This window comes from Rossellomorea aquimaris TF-12 (assembly GCF_001648555.1).
Taxonomy (GTDB): domain Bacteria; phylum Bacillota; class Bacilli; order Bacillales; family Bacillaceae_B; genus Rossellomorea; species Rossellomorea aquimaris.
This window is the reverse complement of record NZ_LQXM01000026.1, coordinates 160,173-180,543: the sequence shown is the minus strand read 5'-3', so window position 1 is coordinate 180,543 and position 20,371 is coordinate 160,173. Positions and strand designations below refer to the sequence as shown.

25 protein-coding genes are annotated in these 20,371 nt (G+C 36.3%); 6 read left to right on the top strand and 19 right to left on the bottom strand.

Annotation, left to right across the window (positions count from 1 at the left end; translation table 11 throughout):
• Positions 1-37: 37 nt before the first annotated feature.
• Positions 38-1,030 (bottom strand): TAXI family TRAP transporter solute-binding subunit, encoded by a 993-nt coding sequence (locus tag IQI_RS08885; protein ID WP_064092294.1) that lies wholly within the window; start codon positions 1,028-1,030, stop codon positions 38-40.
• Between the two features lie 224 nt (positions 1,031-1,254).
• Positions 1,255-1,809: a phosphatidylglycerophosphatase A family protein gene (locus IQI_RS08880; protein WP_064092293.1), complete on the bottom strand. Its 555-nt coding sequence runs from the start codon at positions 1,807-1,809 to the stop codon at positions 1,255-1,257.
• A 150-nt stretch (positions 1,810-1,959) separates the two neighbouring features.
• Between IQI_RS08880 and IQI_RS08875 the strand changes: the two genes are divergently transcribed.
• From IQI_RS08875 to IQI_RS08860, 4 genes are all read left to right on the top strand, one after another.
• Positions 1,960-2,685, top strand: coding sequence for an alpha/beta hydrolase (locus tag IQI_RS08875; protein ID WP_064092292.1), 726 nt, complete (start codon positions 1,960-1,962; stop codon positions 2,683-2,685).
• Between the two features lie 188 nt (positions 2,686-2,873).
• The gene (locus IQI_RS08870; RefSeq protein ID WP_064092291.1) at positions 2,874-3,392 is read left to right on the top strand and encodes a YjcG family protein; all 519 of its coding nucleotides are present in this window, start codon (positions 2,874-2,876) and stop codon (positions 3,390-3,392) included.
• Between the two features lie 4 nt (positions 3,393-3,396).
• Entirely contained in the window at positions 3,397-3,822 is a 426-nt protein-coding gene (locus IQI_RS08865; RefSeq protein ID WP_064092290.1) for a GNAT family N-acetyltransferase, read from the top strand.
• A 141-nt stretch (positions 3,823-3,963) separates the two neighbouring features.
• Complete coding sequence (locus tag IQI_RS08860; protein WP_064092289.1) at positions 3,964-4,638, top strand: DUF421 domain-containing protein; 675 nt, start codon at positions 3,964-3,966, stop codon at positions 4,636-4,638.
• 1 nt (position 4,639) lies between these two features.
• Here IQI_RS08860 and IQI_RS08855 read toward each other — a convergent pair whose 3' ends face one another.
• The 10 genes from IQI_RS08855 to IQI_RS08810 form a co-directional block, all read right to left on the bottom strand.
• Positions 4,640-5,536, bottom strand: a complete 897-nt coding sequence (locus IQI_RS08855; RefSeq protein ID WP_064092288.1) for an MBL fold metallo-hydrolase — start codon at positions 5,534-5,536, stop codon at positions 4,640-4,642.
• Between the two features lie 146 nt (positions 5,537-5,682).
• Complete coding sequence (locus IQI_RS08850; RefSeq protein ID WP_064092287.1) at positions 5,683-5,955, bottom strand: hypothetical protein; 273 nt, start codon at positions 5,953-5,955, stop codon at positions 5,683-5,685.
• A gap of 216 nt (positions 5,956-6,171) precedes the next feature.
• Positions 6,172-6,432, bottom strand: a complete 261-nt coding sequence (locus tag IQI_RS08845; RefSeq protein WP_064092286.1) for a stage VI sporulation protein F — start codon at positions 6,430-6,432, stop codon at positions 6,172-6,174.
• A 146-nt stretch (positions 6,433-6,578) separates the two neighbouring features.
• Positions 6,579-6,704: a YjcZ family sporulation protein gene (locus IQI_RS08840; RefSeq protein WP_064092285.1), complete on the bottom strand. Its 126-nt coding sequence runs from the start codon at positions 6,702-6,704 to the stop codon at positions 6,579-6,581.
• A 78-nt stretch (positions 6,705-6,782) separates the two neighbouring features.
• Positions 6,783-7,475, bottom strand: a complete 693-nt coding sequence (locus IQI_RS08835) for a DUF421 domain-containing protein (protein WP_064092284.1) — start codon at positions 7,473-7,475, stop codon at positions 6,783-6,785.
• Between the two features lie 15 nt (positions 7,476-7,490).
• A complete protein-coding gene (spoVAE, locus tag IQI_RS08830; protein ID WP_064092283.1) occupies positions 7,491-7,847 on the bottom strand; it encodes a stage V sporulation protein AE in 357 nt (118 codons plus the stop codon).
• A gap of 26 nt (positions 7,848-7,873) precedes the next feature.
• Positions 7,874-8,890, bottom strand: coding sequence for a stage V sporulation protein AD (gene spoVAD / locus IQI_RS08825; RefSeq protein WP_064092282.1), 1,017 nt, complete (start codon positions 8,888-8,890; stop codon positions 7,874-7,876).
• A complete protein-coding gene (gene spoVAC, locus IQI_RS08820; protein ID WP_064092281.1) occupies positions 8,890-9,360 on the bottom strand; it encodes a stage V sporulation protein AC in 471 nt (156 codons plus the stop codon). Before spoVAC ends, spoVAD begins: the two co-directional genes overlap by 1 nt.
• Before the next feature lie 12 nt (positions 9,361-9,372).
• The gene (locus tag IQI_RS08815; RefSeq protein WP_064092280.1) at positions 9,373-9,840 is read right to left on the bottom strand and encodes a hypothetical protein; all 468 of its coding nucleotides are present in this window, start codon (positions 9,838-9,840) and stop codon (positions 9,373-9,375) included.
• A 251-nt stretch (positions 9,841-10,091) separates the two neighbouring features.
• Positions 10,092-10,451, bottom strand: coding sequence for a DUF1360 domain-containing protein (locus tag IQI_RS08810; RefSeq protein WP_064092279.1), 360 nt, complete (start codon positions 10,449-10,451; stop codon positions 10,092-10,094).
• A gap of 135 nt (positions 10,452-10,586) precedes the next feature.
• Here IQI_RS08810 and IQI_RS08805 point away from each other — a divergent pair, with 135 nt between their 5' ends.
• Entirely contained in the window at positions 10,587-11,060 is a 474-nt protein-coding gene (locus tag IQI_RS08805) for a CotY/CotZ family spore coat protein (protein WP_064092278.1), read from the top strand.
• 328 nt (positions 11,061-11,388) lie between these two features.
• Here the strand turns inward: IQI_RS08805 and IQI_RS08800 are convergent, their stop codons facing one another.
• From IQI_RS08800 to mgtE, 5 genes are all read right to left on the bottom strand, one after another.
• Positions 11,389-11,925, bottom strand: a complete 537-nt coding sequence (locus IQI_RS08800) for a CotO family spore coat protein (RefSeq protein ID WP_064092277.1) — start codon at positions 11,923-11,925, stop codon at positions 11,389-11,391.
• Positions 11,926-12,443: 518 nt separating this feature from the next.
• A complete protein-coding gene (gene fabI / locus IQI_RS08795) occupies positions 12,444-13,220 on the bottom strand; it encodes an enoyl-ACP reductase FabI (protein WP_064092276.1) in 777 nt (258 codons plus the stop codon).
• Between the two features lie 103 nt (positions 13,221-13,323).
• A complete protein-coding gene (locus tag IQI_RS08790; RefSeq protein ID WP_197489726.1) occupies positions 13,324-13,791 on the bottom strand; it encodes a DinB family protein in 468 nt (155 codons plus the stop codon).
• A 142-nt stretch (positions 13,792-13,933) separates the two neighbouring features.
• Positions 13,934-15,796: a monovalent cation:proton antiporter family protein gene (locus tag IQI_RS08785; protein ID WP_064092274.1), complete on the bottom strand. Its 1,863-nt coding sequence runs from the start codon at positions 15,794-15,796 to the stop codon at positions 13,934-13,936.
• Between the two features lie 20 nt (positions 15,797-15,816).
• Positions 15,817-17,160: a magnesium transporter gene (mgtE, locus tag IQI_RS08780; protein ID WP_064092404.1), complete on the bottom strand. Its 1,344-nt coding sequence runs from the start codon at positions 17,158-17,160 to the stop codon at positions 15,817-15,819.
• Positions 17,161-17,902: 742 nt separating this feature from the next.
• Between mgtE and prpE the strand changes: the two genes are divergently transcribed.
• Entirely contained in the window at positions 17,903-18,640 is a 738-nt protein-coding gene (gene prpE / locus IQI_RS08775; RefSeq protein WP_064092273.1) for a bis(5'-nucleosyl)-tetraphosphatase PrpE, read from the top strand.
• Positions 18,641-18,675: 35 nt separating this feature from the next.
• On the opposite strand, the gene IQI_RS08770 is transcribed toward prpE, so the two are convergent.
• Complete coding sequence (locus IQI_RS08770; RefSeq protein WP_408007219.1) at positions 18,676-19,599, bottom strand: RluA family pseudouridine synthase; 924 nt, start codon at positions 19,597-19,599, stop codon at positions 18,676-18,678.
• Positions 19,574-20,371: an NAD kinase gene (locus IQI_RS08765; protein ID WP_064092402.1), complete on the bottom strand. Its 798-nt coding sequence runs from the start codon at positions 20,369-20,371 to the stop codon at positions 19,574-19,576. The genes IQI_RS08770 and IQI_RS08765 overlap by 26 nt, the downstream gene beginning before the upstream one ends.

Sequence of the window (20,371 nt, the reverse complement as noted above, 5' to 3'; positions counted from 1 at the left end):
TAACGGCCTATCCCTTCATTTCTCTTTTGGTGAATTACTATTCTTTTGAAATTCCTTTTTCATCAAAGTACTTCTTCGCTCCTGGATGTAATTCGATTCCCATACCTTTAAGAGCATTTTCAGCTTTGATTACCTCACCTTTTGCGTGAGTAATTTTATCAGTATTTTCAAAAATTGCTTTAGTCACTTTATAGATAACATCTTCAGAAATATCCGCATTCGTTACTAACATTGCACGAACAGCAACTGTTGGTGTTGCTCCCTCTACTTTGCTGTACGTACCTGCTGGAATTTCATCTTCAGCATAGTAAGGATATTTTTCGATTAATTCATCAATTTTGCTTTTCTCAACAGGAACGATCGCAATATCTTCTGTTGCAGCTAATCCTTCAACCGCACCAGTTGGTGTACCTGATGTAATAAAAGCAGCATCGATAGTTCCATCCTGAATACCAGTGGTAGAATCATCAAATGATAAGTTACGTGCTTCTAAATCTTCTAATTTGATACCATGAATTTCTAGAATCTGCTTAGCATTTAGTAATGTACCTGATCCAGCTTCACCGACAGAAACAACTTTTCCTTTTAGGTCTTCAACAGACTTAATTCCAGAATCTTTCGTTGTTACGATTTGAATCGTTTCAGGATATAGAGTAGCAATACCACGAGCATTTTCTACTTTATTATCACTAAACATTTCTGTACCTTCAGATGCATATGATGCAATATCTGTTTGTGTAAAAGCGATTTCAGTTTTTCCATCTTTAATGGAAGCCATATTCTCTGCTGATGCTCCAGAAGTTGATGCAGTTGATTTAATACCAGCTTCATCTTGAATAATTTTTGCGAAAGTTCCGCCTAACGGGTAATATGTACCTCCTGTTCCACCAGTAGCAATACCAATGAAGTCAACATCTTTGTTTCCTTCACCATCTGACGATCCGCCACCTGCTCCACCGCCACATGCTGCAAGAACTACTGATAGGACTAGAAGTAGAGCAGTACCTAGAAATAAACTGCGTTTTTTCATATTCTTATTCCCCCTATTAAATTTGTATTTTTCATTTAATAATTGTATCACATACTGTAATATTTATGTCAAATTTGATACTCAATTTCAAAAAAATCCTTATAAAAAATCCAATTAAGTATATTTTTACTAAATGGCTGTTCATAATTAGGTATGAAAGAACTATGAATTGCAAATAAAATCCGAAACAAAAAGCTGGTTTGTATACCAGCTTCTTACTCTTTTTATCCAATAAGCTCCTCGTCTTCAAAATGCATTTTATCTTCCTCAGAGATGTTTTCATCTCTGTCACGAAGACTGTGGGCAATTCTTGAAGAAGCATTCGCAGCAATGCTGGCTATTATATCATCTAAGAATGTATGAACCCCATTACCGCTTTTGGTATCCAACTCTCGAATAATACCGATCTTATTTTTGTCCAAATGGCCAAAGGTTGTGACAGCAATACTTCCATAGCCTAAAGCTGCACCTAATGCAATGGTTTCATCTACTCCAAATAGACCTTCATCTTGTTCAACAATCGATTGTAACGGCTCTGATAACTTCTTGTCTTCAGCAAGTTGATCCAATTCAACTCCTACTAGTATTGCATGCTGAATTTCTCTCTTAAGCAAGACTTTCTTCACACTATCTACACAATCTTCCATATCTAGTTGATTGTTATATGGATATTGCATTTCAAAGACGATCTCAGCAATATCTTCTATTCTAACGCCTCTTTCTTTAAGCTTCTTTAAAGCCGCTTTTGTTACATCTCTTGAATGCACTGGCTTATTCATTTTATGACTCCCCTCTTTAATTCTGTTTTTTCGTTCTTAAATTATATCATTTTTAAGAATATTCGTATTGTAATCAGCTTCCGGGAATTCTTTAAGAGATTATGATACAATCTTTCTGTAAACGTTAACACTTATTTAGGAGGGTAAAACATGACCGCTGCAAGAGGAACTGTAAACGAATTAAACCTCTTTAGTAAAGAATTAAATGAAGAGATTAAGATGCTGGTATATCTCCCTGCTACCTTTTCTCCTCTATATAAATATTCACTATTAATTACACAAGATGGGAAGGATTATTTTCAACTTGGGAGAATCCCCCGTTTAGCTGATGAATTACTTTCCAATAGAGAAATTGAAAATATGATAATTGTCGGTGTACCCTATAAGGATGTAGAAGACCGCAGAAGAAAATATCATCCTAATGGTGAGGAGAACGATGCTTATATTCGCTTTTTAGCGCATGAGCTGGTTCCATACTTAGACGAACATTATCCTACCTACCATATGGGTATGGGACGTGCATTAATAGGAGATTCACTAGGAGCAACTGTTTCGTTAATGACAGCATTAAAATACCCAAACACATTCGGTAAAGTTCTATTACAATCACCTTTTGTAAATGAAAAAGTGTTGGAAGACGTTGAAAAATTTTCTCAACCACAGTTGTTATCGATTTATCATATTATCGGTAAGAATGAAACCGAGGTAAAAACCACCGATGGAAAAACAAAGGACTTTTTGAAACCAAACAGACAAATGCACGATTTGTTTGAAGAAAAAGGGTATTCATCCTTTTATGAAGAGTTCGATGGTGACCACACTTGGAAGCATTGGCAGCCGGATTTAAAACGAGCATTAAAGATGATGTTTAGCTAATACTGAAAGGATGGTATATAAAGGCAAGTGAATGATGTACAGTCAACTCTTGCCTTTCCTTATATCCCTTTACATAAAGAGAAAATTGTCTTTCATTCGTCCTATATTAAATTTTTTAAAAATTTGCTATACTATAAGTTAAACAAGAAGTTATACACGAACGTAACTATGGAGGAGGAATGAAGAAAATGAACTACGGTATTGTCATTTTCCCATCTAAAAAGCTACAAGATAAAGCAAATTCTTATCGGAAACGTTATGATCCTCATTATGCGTTAATCCCACCACATTTAACATTAAAAAATGTCTTTTCAGCTGACGATGTTCAAATTAAAGATATCGCAGATAAACTCACAAATATTGCCAAAAAATATGATCCGTTTAATTTAAAAGTATATAAAGTTAGCTCCTTTCAGCCAGTTAACAATGTCATTTATTTTAAGGTTGAATCAACGACTGAGTTAGAGGGTCTTCACCATGACATGCACCATCAAAACTTTATGGGAGACGAACCAGAATACGCCTTCGTTCCTCACATTACAATTGCTCAAAAGCTTTCTAATGATGAGCACTCAGATATTTTTGGTTCTCTAACCATGATGGGTGTGAATCATGAAGAGACCATCGATCGTTTCCACTTACTATATCAATTAGAAAATGGATCCTGGACAGTCTATGAAACATTCCGCTTAGGAAAGGACTGTTAACTCTTTGAAGGTAGAGATTGCGACAACAGAAAATCAAATTCAAGCAGTGTTCTCTGTCAGAAAAACAGTATTTGTGGATGAACAACAGGTTCCTCTTGAAGAAGAAATCGATTCATTTGAAAATGATTCTACTCACTTTGTACTGTATGATGGTAAACGCCCTTCTGGTGCTGGTCGTTTCCGCATCGTTGATGGTATAGGCAAAGTAGAAAGAATTTGTGTACTTAAATCGTTAAGAGGTAAGGGAGCAGGAAGAGAGATCATGCTCGCAATTGAGGACTACGCTAGGGAAAAAGGATTATCGAGTCTGAAATTAAATGCTCAAACATATGCAATTCCTTTTTATGAGGGATTAGGTTATGAAATAACTTCTGAAGAATTTTTAGACGCAGGTATCCCCCATAAAACAATGAAAAAAATGATATCTTAATAAAACAAAAAGAACAAAACTTTAAGCCGATATGGCTCAATAGTTTTGTTCTTTTTGTTTTATTTTCTCCCATTTTGTTAAGGTATAAACTAATCTTAACTAGTCGATAATGATGAAATAAATGGGAAGGGGGAACCCATATTGGAAATTAAGTCAATTGCAGTAGAATTAATTATTGGTTATTTTGCTTTACTATTAATCACAAAAATTCTCGGAAAAACACAAATCACACAAATATCTGCATTTGATTTCATTTCTGCATTAATTCTTGGTGAGCTTGTTGGGAACTCCCTTTATGATGGGAAGACGACTGTTGTACAAATACTTTCAGCCATTACTATTTGGGGCAGTTTGATTTTCTTCACAGAGTATGTCACTCAAAAATCCAGACGCTTCCGACATCTATTAGAAGGAACACCGGCCATCATTATCAATAAAGGGAAAATTGACTTCAAAGAGCTAAAAAAAAATCATTTGGATCTTAATCAACTTCAACACTTACTTCGAGCAAAAGATATTTTCTCAATACGGGAATGCGAATATGCACTACTAGAATCAGACGGTACTCTAAGTGTTATACGAAAATCAATGTTTGATAGCGTTCAACGACATGATTTGAACTTACTCCCAACAAAAGCAACTCTCCCCCTTTCATTGATTGTGGATGGAGAAGTGGTTCATGACAATTTAACATTGGCGGAGTATGAAGAATCCTGGCTAATGGATGAGATAAAGAAACAAGGCTTTCAATCCCCAAAAGACGTATTATACGCCGAATGGCAAGATGGTGAAAGCCTATTGATTCAAGGATATTAATTTAAGCAGATACAATCATCAGTTCATTGTCTTTTAGGATGAACTGAATTAATTTTTTACGTTCAAGACTAGTCAGATAAGCTGTTATGGATGTTCTGAACAATAGCCATTGTCCTATGTTTTTCGCAAACACCCCGTGAATATTCAGGAAATTCTTCGATAAGTTCTCAAAAGATACTCCTGCACCGGATTCATTTACTAGTGATAAAAGTGTATGTAATCTCTCATTATGAAGGCTAATATTTTGCTTTACTGTATGATAAAAAAGCTCTTCAAATTCTCCATGACCTGGGACAGCTCCTTTGCACTTTAATTCAAACAGTTTTTCCAGGGATGAAATGGTCTGATCAGCATCTACTATAAAAGGAATAATATGTTTTTTTAGAACATCTTCCCCAAAATAACTATCTGCTGCGTACAAAATATCTTCTATTAATATTCCCACCTGAGCATATGAATGTCCCGGTAAATGTATAGCCTGAAAAGCGAACGGCCCTATTGTATTATTACCGGTATTAATTTCATAATCGATATTCACCGCTTGTCCTTCAAGAAACTTATTCCTTAATTCTCCTATAGGTTTTGCTCCATTAAAGAGATAGATAGGTTCTAAAATAGGATGCTCTAGTATGGATTTTTCTAGGCTTGGTGCAAACAATGGTATTTCCAATTTTTTTTGTAAATAACTAGCTCCTCCAAAATGATCCGTATGGGCGTGAGTAATAATACAATAATCTAAAGGAAAGCCTTTTTGATTTAATATCTTTTCAACCTTTTTAATGGATGAATCATCCAAGCCAGTATCAATTAAAAGACCTTTTCCATCCCTCGTACAATAACCAATATTGACAGCTCCTGTAAAAACATAACAATGTTCATTTAATTGTTGAAGTTTCACTTTCTCACCTTCGCTCTCCAAAAATCAATAGAAATGAGGTTCTTTGACAATGTCATAAGATCATTCTGCAAAAAAGCAAAAAACGCCTTTTTACCATGCTCGCCTTAAGCTTGTCGGGGCTGGTCAAGTCGTTTCCGCTTTTCTTTTTATACGTATTCGTTAAAGTAACTGCCTTTTCCTGTAACTTTGGCTAATATCTCTGGTGGAACAGATGGTTTTTGAAGGTTTGTACTGTTGGTTGTATTCACAGAATATCTTAAATGATTTTCATGCATTTCTTCATCATTTGTATCCGGCTTATTTTTTAATGGTTTTATAGGTTGAACGGGGAAAAATTTAAATGGGTGTTTTTCTACTTTGATTTCTCTTTCTTGATATTGTTTATACTGATGTTGTGGTATTGGAGCAATGTATCCCATATTTATGACCTCCTTAATGATTTAATACCCATATCTTCATCTATTTAAAACGTTTATATGGTATGTAAAACTAAATTTATTAAGTGAAAAGTTTGTACAAAAAACATTACCTTCGCTCTACTTACTTAAATGTGACATTAAATAAAGGGAGAATTAACATAAAATACGTAGAACAACGTATTTTTATGACCATCCTCCCCAAATTGTTCTCATGTATTATTTTTTACCTTTATTTATCATGTTTGAGATGGTGCCAAAATCTAATTGCTTACCTTCATTTACAATCGATTTAACAATTTTATCTTCCATCTCTTTATTTACGGGTTTATTAGCAATTTTAGATACACGTTTGATAACACTTCTTACAGTCGCTTCATCTTTGAAATTTGCATTTTGTAATGAATTAGCAAGTTGAAACACTTCATTCATATCCACGCCTGTTTTCTTTTCCAAGTTCTTAAAGAAATTATTATTCATTTCACATCACGCCTCCTTTTAACTATAAATATCTTATGTAAGCATAAAGAAGAGGGTGATAAGGAATTGTTAATTGCTCATATTCAAAGCATAAAAAAAGCAAGATCCCTCTAATTGAGAAATCTTACTATTTTTATCCTACTTAATTAATTATAGAAGCTAGCACCGACGATGATTAATAAGATAAATAATACTACGATTAGTACAAATGTAGAACCGTAGTATCCACCTCCTGGGTAGCCACAGCCGCCATATCCATATCCGTAAGGCATTGAGTATCACCTCTCTTTACCTTTAGTCATTACTAACATATGTAATATGACTCTCTTTCGTATGGGCTATTGATGAATTTATTGTGTGTTTGTCCAATTGTAGAGGTCGAAGGTCAGGTTTCCCTCTCTGTCTAATTGAGCTAGAAATATTTTATCAAGCGTTAGATGCCTATTGGATATCTCTTTCATTAGCCAGGGTTTAGGAAATCCAACCTCCTTCAAAGCCTCTATATCTATCTCACCATCTGTTATTACGGCTTGTGGAGGGCTAGCGATTTGTAACATTTGAAATACATCTTCTTTTACAAGAGGCTGTTTTTCTTTTTTTAGCATAACGCTTAAATCTCCATTTGTATCTAATGAAGCAAATTCAACATCCGACACTCGGAATACATCCTTTTTTCGAAGCTGCTCGAGTAATTCGTCCACGGAATATTTCTCTTTCTTTAAAGCCGCATCATCTAGCTCTCCATCTTTAATAAAGACAGTCGGTTTCCCTTCAGCAAATCGTCTAAACTTAATACTCTTAAGTGACAAGTAGGAAAATAAGAAAGGGAATACAAACCAGATGAGAATGCTCATTAATCCTTCACTTAACGGAAGCTGGAGATCCATCGAAAGAGTACCTGCTAAACTTCCAACTGTAATACCCGTAATGTACTCAAAAAAAGATAATTTTGAAAGCTGTTTTTTCCCAAGTAATTTTGTAATACAAAATAAAGAAAGTAAGATAAATATACTCCGAAATGCTACCTCTAAATATTCTGGCATAACCCTTCACCCCTATTACCCCTTTGGTTTAAAAAGGAGAGCTCCTATAAATCCAAATATGATGGCAGCTGATATACCTGAGCTGGTAACTTCAAACATTCCTGTTAATACTCCGACAAGTCCGTGTTCTTGAGATTCCTGCATTGCTCCATTTACGAGAGCGTTTCCAAAGCTTGTAATTGGAATTGTGGCACCTGCTCCTGCAAAATCAATCAAAGGTTCATACAACCCCAATCCCGAAAGTATAGAGCCCGCTACGACTAAATAGCTCAAAGTATGACCAGGAGTTAATTTCGCAACATCAAACATCAATTGACCTATGACGCAAATTACTCCACCTATTACAAAAGACCAGAAAAACATTGCTAGCATACCAATGTGACCCTCCTTTCTTATTCTTATAAATATTCAATGGAAACGGCATGGGCAATACAAGGTATACTTTCTCCTTGTTGAAAGGTTAAAGGTGATAACAGTGCCCCTGTGGCTATTACCAATATTCTTTTATAGGTTCCTTTTTTCATTTCATTTAATAAATGACCATACAATACAGTTGCAGAGCACCCTGGACCACTTGCACCTGACTGTACTGGTTGATCACTTCCATAAATCAATAGACCACAGTCTTGAAATTTCTTCTCTGATACTGTATATCCTTTTTCTTTAAGCAACTCAAGCGCTGTTTTCCTTCCGATTGTTGCAAGATCCCCTGTAATAATTAGATCATAGTAAGATGGATCTCTATTTAGATCCTGAAAATGGGCGACAATGGTATCTACGGCAGCTGGTGCCATAGCACCTCCCATATTAAATGGATCTGATAAACCCAGATCAAGGACTTTTCCAATTGTGGCAGATGTAACTCTTGGTGCTGACGTAGTCAGTTTCGATCCGCTCCCGACTACGGCATAACCTGCACCCGTAACCGTCCATTGAGCTGTTGGAGGTTTTTGCCCACCATATTCTGTCGGATAACGAAACTGTTTTTCCGTTGCGGAATTATGGCTTGAAGCACCCGTTACAACACATTCTGCACCATTATGATTTATTAAGAATCCAGCAAGAGCCAGGCCTTCCATTGAAGTAGAACATGCACCGAATAACCCGAAATAAGGGATACCGTTAGTTCTGGCAGCAAAGCTTGAAGGAGTAATTTGATTGATTAAATCTCCTGTAAGGAAAAATTGAACATCACTACTTTGAAGGGACTGTTTTTCTAGAGCTATTTGTACAGCATCCTCAATTAGTGTTCTGTTCGCTTTTTCATAGGTGTTCTGTCCCATCCACAAATCATCATAAAATTGATCAAAATCACCTGAAAGGTTCCCTTGCTTTTCAAATGGTCCACCCACTACACCAGTAGAAAGGATGGCAGGGTTTGTTGGAAATAACCATGTTCTTGAACCCTGAAGCATTAAATCACCCCCAGCTGTATTAGGATGGTCTTAATTAAGGCGACTACAAATGCAGAAAAAACTCCGAATACAATGACAGAACCAGCTAGTTTAAAAATATTTCCTCCGACTCCTAATACATAGCCTTCTGTTTTATGTTCTATTGCTGCAGAAATGACAGCATTTCCGAACCCTGTTACAGGGACAGCACTGCCTGCTCCCCCGAATTGTCCAATATGATCATATACACCAAAGCCCGTAAGAAGCATGGCTATAAATACCATTGTTGCAACGGTTGGATTTCCAGCGGTTTGTTCCGTGAAGTTAAAAAAATAAATATAAAAATAGGATATAACCTGTCCTATAAAACAAATAAATCCTCCTACAAAGAAAGCCTTTATGATATTTTTCATAAGGGGTCTCTTTGTTTCATATTGCTTTTCTAAGTTCTCATACTTCATTTGTTCGGGAGTTTTTGGAGTTTTTCCCACTACTTATTCCTCCTACGTTTTTTCCTTTTGAAGCTTAACGATTTCTTTGAATTTTTTTTCAGCATCCTTCTTCGAAATCGAACCGTTCTCAATCTTTTCTTTTAATCGAACAGTCTCTAAAAAAATTTTATAATCACTTGATAAAATAAAATCCTCTTCTGGATATTTTTTCTCTAGATAACTATCCATCTTCTTTTCAATTTTCTTCATTTGAAATCTTTTGAAATGTTTTACTTTATACACTACTAAAACGTTATCCTTACCTTGAATTACTGCAACATCATAAAGTTCTTTCATTTTTGAAATTTCTTTCTTAATAGCATGACCAATACTATCTGTTTCAGGATTTTCAACCAACTCAATTGGTGGGGGATTTGTTGTTTTCAAGAGAGCAATTTTACTTTCGCCACCGTCTTCTTTGTTGGCACACCCCATTAACACTCCGACACTAACCGTAACCAATAACCATTTTCTTGTCATGACACATCCCTCTTTTTCTGTACTCACTCTTTATTTTTTTCATAAAATCTAATTTTATGAAAAAAAAAGGCCTGCTCATTAAGAGCAGCCTAATTTTTTTTCACTTTTGATCCGCATCCGCAGCTTTTTTTCTTTTTCGTCTTTGTTGCTTTTTTCTTACTGTTTGTAGAATATTTTTTCATTTTCACAAGCCTCCTTCTTCATTATTGTATGTGATAGAAGGAAAGCTTGTTTCCACTAATTACCTAATTTTAATCAGTACCTGACCAACTTTGAACAGCAGCTTCAAGTATTGAAGCAATACCAGCAACCGCTAAAATTGTGGTAATAGGAGCAAAAATTGACGGGAAATAGTTATTCAATCCATATAGACTGATGGCCACCCACATTCCTGTACACCAGTAACAAGAAAGTAACTCACCCAAGAATCCTTTGATTCCCCCTTTCTTCGGAATCAGGTAAATATCTTCCTCACCATTCTCCGAAGGCTCAGTTACTTCATCAAAAAAAGGGGACCTAATAAATTCAGTTATCTTATCGAATACAATCAAGTGAGTCAATCGAAATACAGCTAAGCCCAAGCAAAATAGTTCGACGAAAGGTATTCCCACTTCAATCAATTCCTTTCCTTATACAAATTATACAAGCCCAAATTTCCAAAAGAGGGCAGATGTCCGTTACCTAATTGCCTATTAGACAATATGTTATAAGTGTAAATGAAATTTATTTTAAGGAGGAACTTTTATATGGGTTGCGGAAGAGATAGAGATAGAGTTGCTGGTGCAAGAGATCGCGGTTGTGTATGTCAAGCCGTTCGTGCTATAAAAGATATCCAAGACGTAGCTGGCGAAGAGTGTAATGATTGTAAAAATGATTGTTTCCTTGAGCCACTAGGTTCAATGGTAAGTCCGTCCAATCGTTTAAATACACGTATTTTCAAGCTATATCTTAAAAATGGAGATACATTTAAAGCACACATCAAGGGCCGCCCTTGGAAATCACCGTTTTTCCGAGTAAAAGAAGTATTTGACAATTGTTGTGCAACACTTCAAGTGTTAAGACCTGATTACGAACTGCATTCTGATGAAGATACTATGGATTCTTTATCTAATATGACAGAATGGGTATTCACTGGAGAGTGTATCACAGTAGACCTTGATTGCTTCTGTGCTATTCAATGTATCAAAGATGTACACGTTGAACTAGAGTGCGAAGACTAAACGAAAAGCGGAGCCGACTGTTTAGGCCCGACAAGCACAAATGAGAAATCCCTAAAGGCGTTTTTTGCCTTTGGGGATTTTTCACTTGTGACCTCGAGGGACTAGGAGGCGGAGCTAGACATTAACGAAAAGCGGAAGGGCTTTGATTTGGGGCGACAAGCATTTTGAGGGAATCCCAAAAGGCGTTCTTTGCCTTATGGGATTCTCACGAAATGACCTCGAGCCCCTAAGCCCTGGAGCTGGACACCAACGAAAAGCGGATCCGACTGTTTAACCACTACACTCTATAAAGAACAAAAAGCCAGGCGGGATTTCCCGTCTGGCTCTATTAATGCAAGCCAATCATTTTGATGGATTTCAAAGCACTTCTTTTAATCGTAAATTCTTCTCCCTGAAAAGTTTTTATTGTAATTTCATTACCAGCATCATTGGTCATTACACCTTTATGAGAAGATTCCTCAGTGGAAAATTCACAAGGAAAAGGTACTTTCCCTGAAATGCTTTCAGAAATATAATCTAACTTCTCGTCTATACTAAGCTCTTTAAAGGGTTTGACTTTTCTAAAAGCTGAGGCACCTGAAAATTTCTCTTCCTTACTTGATGTATTTTGTGCAATTTCTTCGTCTTTTTCATTCGTTGATTTCTTAAATTCTTTTTCATCCTGATATGGCTCTTCTGTTCCAATCTTTCTTTGGTAAGAAGAATTCTCTTTTTTACTCGATGACATCTCTTCAACAGGCTTTACTTCTTTAGGCTTCGCCTTTGAAGAGCGATATGTTACTTGCATATTCGCCTTAACGTTCTCAAGTTTAGGTTGTTGAATATAGAGTAATGGTTCCTTCTTTGCTGATTTTTCCTTTTTCATACAAACACCTCCTATTACTTCTCCACTTCTATATGTATGCGAGAAGTGCCCAGGGGTTTCATGAGAAAATAACCAAACGGACATTTTATTAAAAAATAAGCTTTGTGATCCTTACGAAGGTTCTTTTCGTAAAGATGTTGCTATTTCAGATAAGAAATAGTATTTGATTTCAGTGACAGGATGCTTGCTTTCCGCGGGACGGGCAGTGAGCCTCCTCTGCTACCGGGGTCTCACCTGTCGAGCTCGCGGCGGGATTAGGGACTCGAGGTCATAAGCACCTGGACAAATTCCCTCCGCTTTTCGAACTGTCCCTCTTTTTCCACAGGAGTCGAACACCTTCCGATCAAATCGATTTTCTAAGCATGAAATTTTAAAAAAAATGAAAATAACTATTTTTCAAGAGAGATTTTTTTACTATTAATCTCTGTCACGAACATTCTTAAAGATGGAGCCAACCTTGAGAAAAAACATTAAAAAACCTGATAACAAGAATAAGTCTTGTTATCAGGTTATATTTTTTATCCGAGTATATGGTAGCCTGAATCAACATGAAGATTCTCTCCAGTGATTCCTCTGGAGTAATCACTAAACAAGAATACTGCAGTATCTCCGACTTCCTCTTGTGTTGTATTGCGACGGAGTGGAGCTCTTTCTTCAATTTCTTTTAGGATACTGTTGAAATCACCTACACCTTTTGCAGAAAGTGTACGAATTGGACCGGCAGATATGGCATTTACACGAATGCCATTCTTTCCTAAATCACTTGCTAGGTATTTTATACTTGCTTCTAAAGAAGCCTTTGCTACACCCATTACATTATAATTTTGCATCACTCGTTCTCCACCTAAATAGGTCATTGACACAATACTTCCACCTTCGGTCATGAGGTCCTTTGCTACTTTAGAGACAGCCGTTAATGAATATGAACTAATGTTGTGTGCAAGAAGAAAACCGTCTCTTGTTGTATTCATATAATCGCCAGCAAGTTCGTCTTTATTGGCAAAAGCAATACAGTGGGCAAGGCCATGAATAACTCCAACTTCATCTTTAATAGTTGCAAAACACTTTTCAATATCTTCATCACTCGTTACATCGCATGGCAGGACGAGGGAGTTTTCTGCCCCCTCTAATGTACCTGCAAGATCCCTTACACCCTTCTCAAAACGTTCACCTGCATATGTAAAGATTAATCTTGCACCTGATTGATGTAAAGAGCGTGCAATCCCCCACGCAATACTTCGTTTATTGGCAACTCCCATTACCACAAATGTTTTACCTTTAAGTGAAAGAGTCATTTAAATCCTCCTATTATTACATGTTATTAGTACCTGCTACTAATTTTACATGAATAAACCGAAAAAGAAAAGCAGTAATTATGAATCATCCTTTTTGCAATCATTATAATATTCTATTCTTCACTTCATCAATTTGAAAAATATGTCGTGACTCGTGCATACCTAAAAGCTCAAATACCTGCCAAATGGGCATGTTTCCAAAACGGTGGTGATTCATTGCCTTCTTTCCAATATCCTCTTTCGAATACTTATTTATAAAACGCAAGGTCTCTTGTCTGGACTCATCTAATGCCTGAACCAGGTATTCTGTGGACTTTGGCTCATCTGTCGGTTCAATTGGGGCCTTTAATTTCTTAGATGTATCTTCGAAAACAGATAAATCAATATCTTCCCCAGTTGCTTCTGCTTCTTCCTCCGCTGCATTCCATGCTAATTTAATAAAGCGTTTCTCAGCTCCAGCCAAATGTAAAATAATTTGAGCGATACTCCACTCACCGGCAGCAGGCTTTTCATTCAACTTTTCTTCTGGTAAGTGAATGAAGCTTTCTTTTAAACGTTCTCTAACTTCCATAATTTTTTTCTCCCACATGATTACACATCCTCTTCCTTCATTTTTACCCTTACTTAATTAATTAGAGCTTATATTCAAAATCCCTTTAAATAAATAAAACTTCCCAAGAATAATATCTTGGGAAGTTTTGTTTTTTCTCGATTTAACAGTACTCACAAAACTCTAGTTCTCGTTTTAATTCGTCAACATACTCTTTTGAGCCAGTCACGATTAAACGATCGTTCATGTGTAGTTCCGTGTCTCCATGAGGAACAATGGAATCTTTCCCTCTAAAGATTCGAACAAAAATGACATCTCCAGTGAACGGGAATTTTCGGAGAGTCATACCTTCAAACTGACTATTCAGCATACGGATTTCGTACAGAGAAGTTTCTTGGTTTGTAAGAATATTCATTACTGAAGGTGATTCAATCAATGCACGTAATAATGCTTTTGTTGATAAGAAAACAGAATACACTTCAATTTCCTGTTCTCGAAGAGTTTCATGTAAATCAGGACTCTCAACACGTACGATGACTCGATTTACACCATACTCTTTTGCAGTAACAGCAATTGTCGCATTCATTTCCTCATCACCTGTTGAAATGACCATAATATCTGCTTCAAATAAATCCATTGACTCAAGTGTTTCCAATTCATAGTTATCAATTTCATGAATGGTGAATAAAGAGTCTGCAATGTTTCGATCTGATTTATCTTGCTTTGTATGGTATAAAACTGGCTCATAAAGAGAGGAATGTAGCTCTCTGGATACAGGCATCGTCATTTGGTTTGCCCCTAAGAATACAACCTTAAGCTTCTTCTCCTTTGCACTTTCTCTTGGAAATAGCTTTTTAAAGAAAATAGGCGTAATGATACACGTAATGACTGCTACTAGTATCAGAGTACCACTCATTTGAGAAGTGATGATTTCCATTCTCTCAGCAATTTTAGCAGCTGCGATAACAAGTGACAGAGTTGATGTTAATAAAAATGCTGAAGCAAATGTTGTCTTTGTGTCATACCAAATCTTTAATATATAGACAGGAATAATTTTAGAAATCAAAAAAGCCATAAGTAATAATGGAATTAAGAGAAGCATCTTTTTATCACTTAATAATGAACCTAAATCTAATTCTACCCCGACCATTACAAAGAAGATGGGAATGAGAAAACCGTAACCAAATGAATCCAATTTATGAACCATCTCTTGATTGGGTGCCAATAATGAGACTAGAACACCGGCTAAAAAGGCACCTAATATATTTTCTGCACCTACTGTTTCTGAAACAGCCACTAGCAAAATAATTAACGTAAAGACAGCTCGTGTACCAATTTGAACAGTACCCGTAGATAAACTTTTGATAAAGTTGTTGTTTTTCATTCTCTTTGCCAGGAAGTATAACAGAACTCCAACCCCGAAAAGAATGAGTAGAAGCCACATATTTCCGTGACCCTCTCCATATAAAGAAACAAATACCGCAAGCAAGATCATTGTAGCTAAATCAGCAATGACAGCCACAAGTAAAATAATCTGTCCGATTGCACTTTTCATAATATGAGCTTCTTTTAAGGTTGGAACGACAACACCTAACGAGATTGTTGAAATAATTAACGTCATTAGGAACGCATTATCAATTAGACCAAATAATACGAATAAATATGATAGTCCTAATGATACGAAGAATATCCCAATAAATATGATAATGGCTAATTTTAATCTATTTGGTTCTTCTTTACCATTAGGCAAAATTTCTTTCTTTTTCTTTCCTTTTGAAAAAGCAGTAAAATCTATTTCCAGTCCACTTAAGAACATAAGAAATATAAAACCTAGCGTCGATAATGTCTCTAACCACATATCTTGGTGAACAAGATTGAATCCACTATTTCCTATTACCAATCCCATTATAATTTCAGCAATTACAACAGGAATAAAGTTCAATTTAAATCGGTGCAATAATATGGGAGTCAAAAACGCTACGAGAATAACGATTACTAAAGATGAAACGGATGCATGTTGCTCCATCTACGCCTCCCCCTTTCCTTCTATATTAAATAATTCATAAATAACGTGGCTAAACCAAAATAAATCAAAATGCTAATAATATCATTTATTGTGGTGATAAAAGGTCCTGAGGCAACAGCAGGGTCAACCTTTAATTTGTGCATGAGTAATGGAACAAGAGTCCCTGCCAAGGTTGATACAAATAAAGATACAAGAATGGATATTCCAACTAAAATGCCTAAAAATAGTTCTCCTTTCCATACATACACAACAATACTTACAACAATACCACAGGAGGTTCCAGTTATAAGACCTGTACCTGCTTCTCTTATAACCAATGTCATTTTGTTCTCTTTTTCTAGATCTCCAGTTGCTATTCCTCTTACAGCTACCGCCAAGGCTTGAGTTCCAGAATTCCCAGCCATACCTGCAATTAAGGGAATGAAAACAGCTAATATAGCTACCTTATCTAAAGTTGCTTCAAAACGCCCAATCAGGCTGGCTGTAAACATACCGAGAAATAAAAGTGCAATTAACCATGGAAGACGCTTTTTGGCTGCATTAAAAGGGTTCCGATCAATGGAATCCAAGTCTGCGATACCTGCCAGTTTAGAATAGTCATCTGAAGCCTCTTCTTCCATTACGTCCATAATATCATCAACGGTAATGATTCCAAGTAGATGATGTTGAAAATCAACAACGGGTAGTGCAAGAAAATCATAGTCCTTCATTTGTCTTGCAATGGTTTCTTGGTCTTCACTTACCCCAACAGACATGACACGCTCACTCATGATTTCAGAAATCATGACATCATCATGACTAATGATAAGGTCTCTTAAGGAAATAACCCCTACAAGTTTTTTGTCTTCATCCACTACATAAATATAATAAATGGTTTCAGCATTGGGTGCTTCATTTTTTAATATATACATGGCAGATCGAACTGTTTGATTTTGTGAAATGGCCACAAATTCTGTGGTCATAATACTACCTGCTGTATACTCTTCGTAGTGTAGGAGTTCTTTGATTTCTTTTGCTGACTCGTCATCCATAATGGTTAAATAACTGACCACTTGGTCTTTATCTAATTCATTTAATACGTCTACTGCATCATCTGCGTACATATGAGATAGCATTTCAGCAGCATATGTAGGATTCATTTTTGCTAATATGTCTTGGTAGTCTTCTTCATCTATATCAAGACTTTCAAATAGTTCTGCCATTTCCTCAGGAGAAAGATAGTGATACAAACGACTTCTTTGATGTTCATCTATTTTGGCGAAAAACTTTGCCTGATCATAAGAGTGTAATTGTACGAATTCAGAGCGAAATAAATCCAGATCTTCATCTTGAAGGGCTCTAATGAGAAGTTCTTCATCATACATCTCTCGTTCAGTATTTCTCTCTTTATCTTTATCTTGAATGACTTCAGTCATTAAATTCACCCTCCTTTATATAGTGAATCGAATATAGTCTTAATAATACTAGCAAATCTTGTATCAATTGTCGCCCATTAAGTTACACGTATTGAATTTATGTGTTGGGTAAAACTCTTTTAAATAAGCTCTTATCGAAAACTTTGTTGCTATTTTGCAAAAGGACAGATGTGGTTGAATTCTTCTCCAGAATGACTGCTTTCTTAGGGAGTCGATCACTTGCAGCGAAAATCAACTTTTCTAAGCATGTTTTTTTGATTTTATATAAAAAGAAGTAAACTTTTAGAAAACAACTTTTTTAAAGAGAGCAGTGGTCCATCTTTGCTTGAGTACATGGAATCCCTCTTTTTGAAATGTTTCTTCTAAATACTAAACTCTGTCACGAACTTTATTTTTGATGGTGAAGGGAACTGCGTACACTCCATTTTTGGGCTTGGCGTGACCCCGGAAGCGAAGCTGACGAGGCTCCACCGAACGCTAGTTGAAAGAGGAGCAGTTTCCCTCGCCATCCAGCACATACTGGTTGACAAAGCCTATTGCACACCTCATGTGATAACGCAACAAGCTTTAAGAAAAGAGGCTAAATTATTTTTAAACATCTTTTTATTTTGTAACACCGAAACATTAATATGTCATAAAACATGTAAAATGAAAAGAAAAATGAATAAGAATCTTTAAAGAAGGTGAAAAAATGAAAATTGATATTATCGGTGACATTCACGGTTGCTATCAGGAGTTTAAGGAATTGACATTGAAGTTAGGCTATAAATGGGATACAGGCATCCCCATCCACCCTGAGAATCGGCTGCTGGGTCTTGTCGGTGACTTAACCGATCGTGGTCACCATTCCCTTGAAGTAATTTCGGTCATATATAACCTTTTTCAACAAGGTCTAGTATATTATGTCCCTGGTAACCATTGTAATAAGCTTTATCGCTACTTTCTAGGAAATAATGTGAAAATTCTCCACGGATTAGAAACGACAGTTGCAGAACTAGGCACACTACCCATGTCTGAGAGAGACCGTTACAAAGAAATGTTTATTCATTTATATGAGAATTCTCCTCTTTACCAAGTCTTTGAAGGAGGTAAATTAGTCATTGCCCATGCAGGAATTAAAGAAGAATACATAGGAAAAAAAGATAATCGAGTGAAAACCTTTGTTCTTTATGGGGATATTACTGGTGAAAAAAACGAAGATGGAACTCCTGTTAGGAAAGATTGGGCAAAGGAATATAAAGGGGACAGTTGGATTGTGTATGGTCATACCCCAGTAAAAGAAGCACGTATCGTAAATCATACTGTAAATGTTGATACTGGAGCTGTTTTTGGTGGGAAACTTACGGCATTACGATACCCTGAAATTGAATTGGTAAGTGTCCCATCTACCATGCCATTCGTAGAAGAAAAATTTCGTCCATTTGATTGAGAAAAAGAGATTCCTATTTGTAAGGAATCTCTTTTTCACCTTCCATCAAGGAGGTTCTTCATATCTTCTGGTAACATAGAACTGAAGCTCATCCAAATTCTTTTTATGGGATGGAAAAATGCTAAAGATCTACAATGAAGGGCTTGCCTGTTTAATATATTCAAATCCCCACCGTATAAATCATCTCCTACTAAAGGATGACCGATTGAAGACATATGGACTCTAATCTGATGCGTTCTGCCTGTTTCAAGTTTTAACTGAACGTGTGCAAAGCCTTTATATTGTTTTAAGACATCATAATGTGTAATAGCAGGTTGTCCGTCTTCACGAACTTCTCTTTCAATTATACTATCGTCTTTTCGTCCTATAGGGGCTTCTATCGTTCCTTTTTGAAACAGAAGTTTTCCTTGAGCTATTGCTTCATAGCTTCTCTGAATCCTTCTGTCCTTCTGCTGGAGGCTGAATAAATGATGAACATGACGGTGTTTTGCAATTAATATAAGTCCAGAAGTATCTTTATCTAAGCGGGTTACTATATGAACCGTTGAAGAAATACCCACCCTCTGATAATATCCATATATTCCTGCAGCGAGACTATTTACATCATGATCGTTTGTAGGGATAGACGGTATTCCCCAATCCTTGTCTATTATAAGAACATCATTGTCCTCATAGACAATGGTTAAAGGAAATTCCTTCCCAACCAAAGCATCACTACTTACTTCCTTAGGAAAGGTTATTTTTACAAAGTCCCTTTCATGAAGTACATACCTTACATTCACTTCTTTACCATTTACAGTTATTAAACCTCCGTCAAATTTAACGGAGGTCAAGGTTCGTTTAGAAATTTGTTGATCAATAAGAAATTCCCTCAAAAGCTTTCCTTCATAGGAAGAATCGACGATCCATTCCAGTGAATATGGTTTCATTTCTTTATTCATCAGCCACAAATGAGTCATGAACTCTTTTCCAGAAAGGAAATGGACGGAACCTAGCAAAACGAATCTTTTCATCGGCTACACGATATTGAATCGATTTGACGTCTTTATGGAGTAAAGAGAGATGATCAATAGTAATTAAGAAATCAGGTCCATTCACAGGTTTTAGCATACAGGTATGATGAGCAGGTAAAATTAATGGTGACCCTATCGTTCGAAAGACACGATTATTAATGGATGCCATTTCTGCAAATTGTATGGCAGGAAGAGATGGGTGTATAATCGCACCCCCTAAGGCCTTATTATAAGCAGTACTCCCTGATGGGGTCGAAAGACATAACCCATCTCCTCTAAAGCGTTCAAAATGCTGACCTCTAATTTCAACATCCATAACAAGTGTACCTTCCACGCTCTTTACAGTAGATTCATTTAACGCTAAGTAACGGGTCTCTTTACCTCCGTGCTGGTAGCGAATGATTGTTTCTAATAATGGGTATTCAATAATTTGATACGGTGTTTTTGCTATAGCAATAACTAATTTCTCGATTTCTTCTGGTACCCAATCTGCATAAAACCCCAAATGTCCAGTATGCACACCTACAAATGCTGTTTTATCCAGTCTTGATCGATAACGGTGAAATGCATAAAGTAGCGTACCGTCTCCTCCAACAGAAATCACAATATCCGGTTGATCATCATCATAGATAAGATTAAAATCCTGAAGGTATGTCCTCATTTTGTGCATAAGGGTATTAGATTTTGAATCACCTTTAGACGTTATAGCAAACTTCAT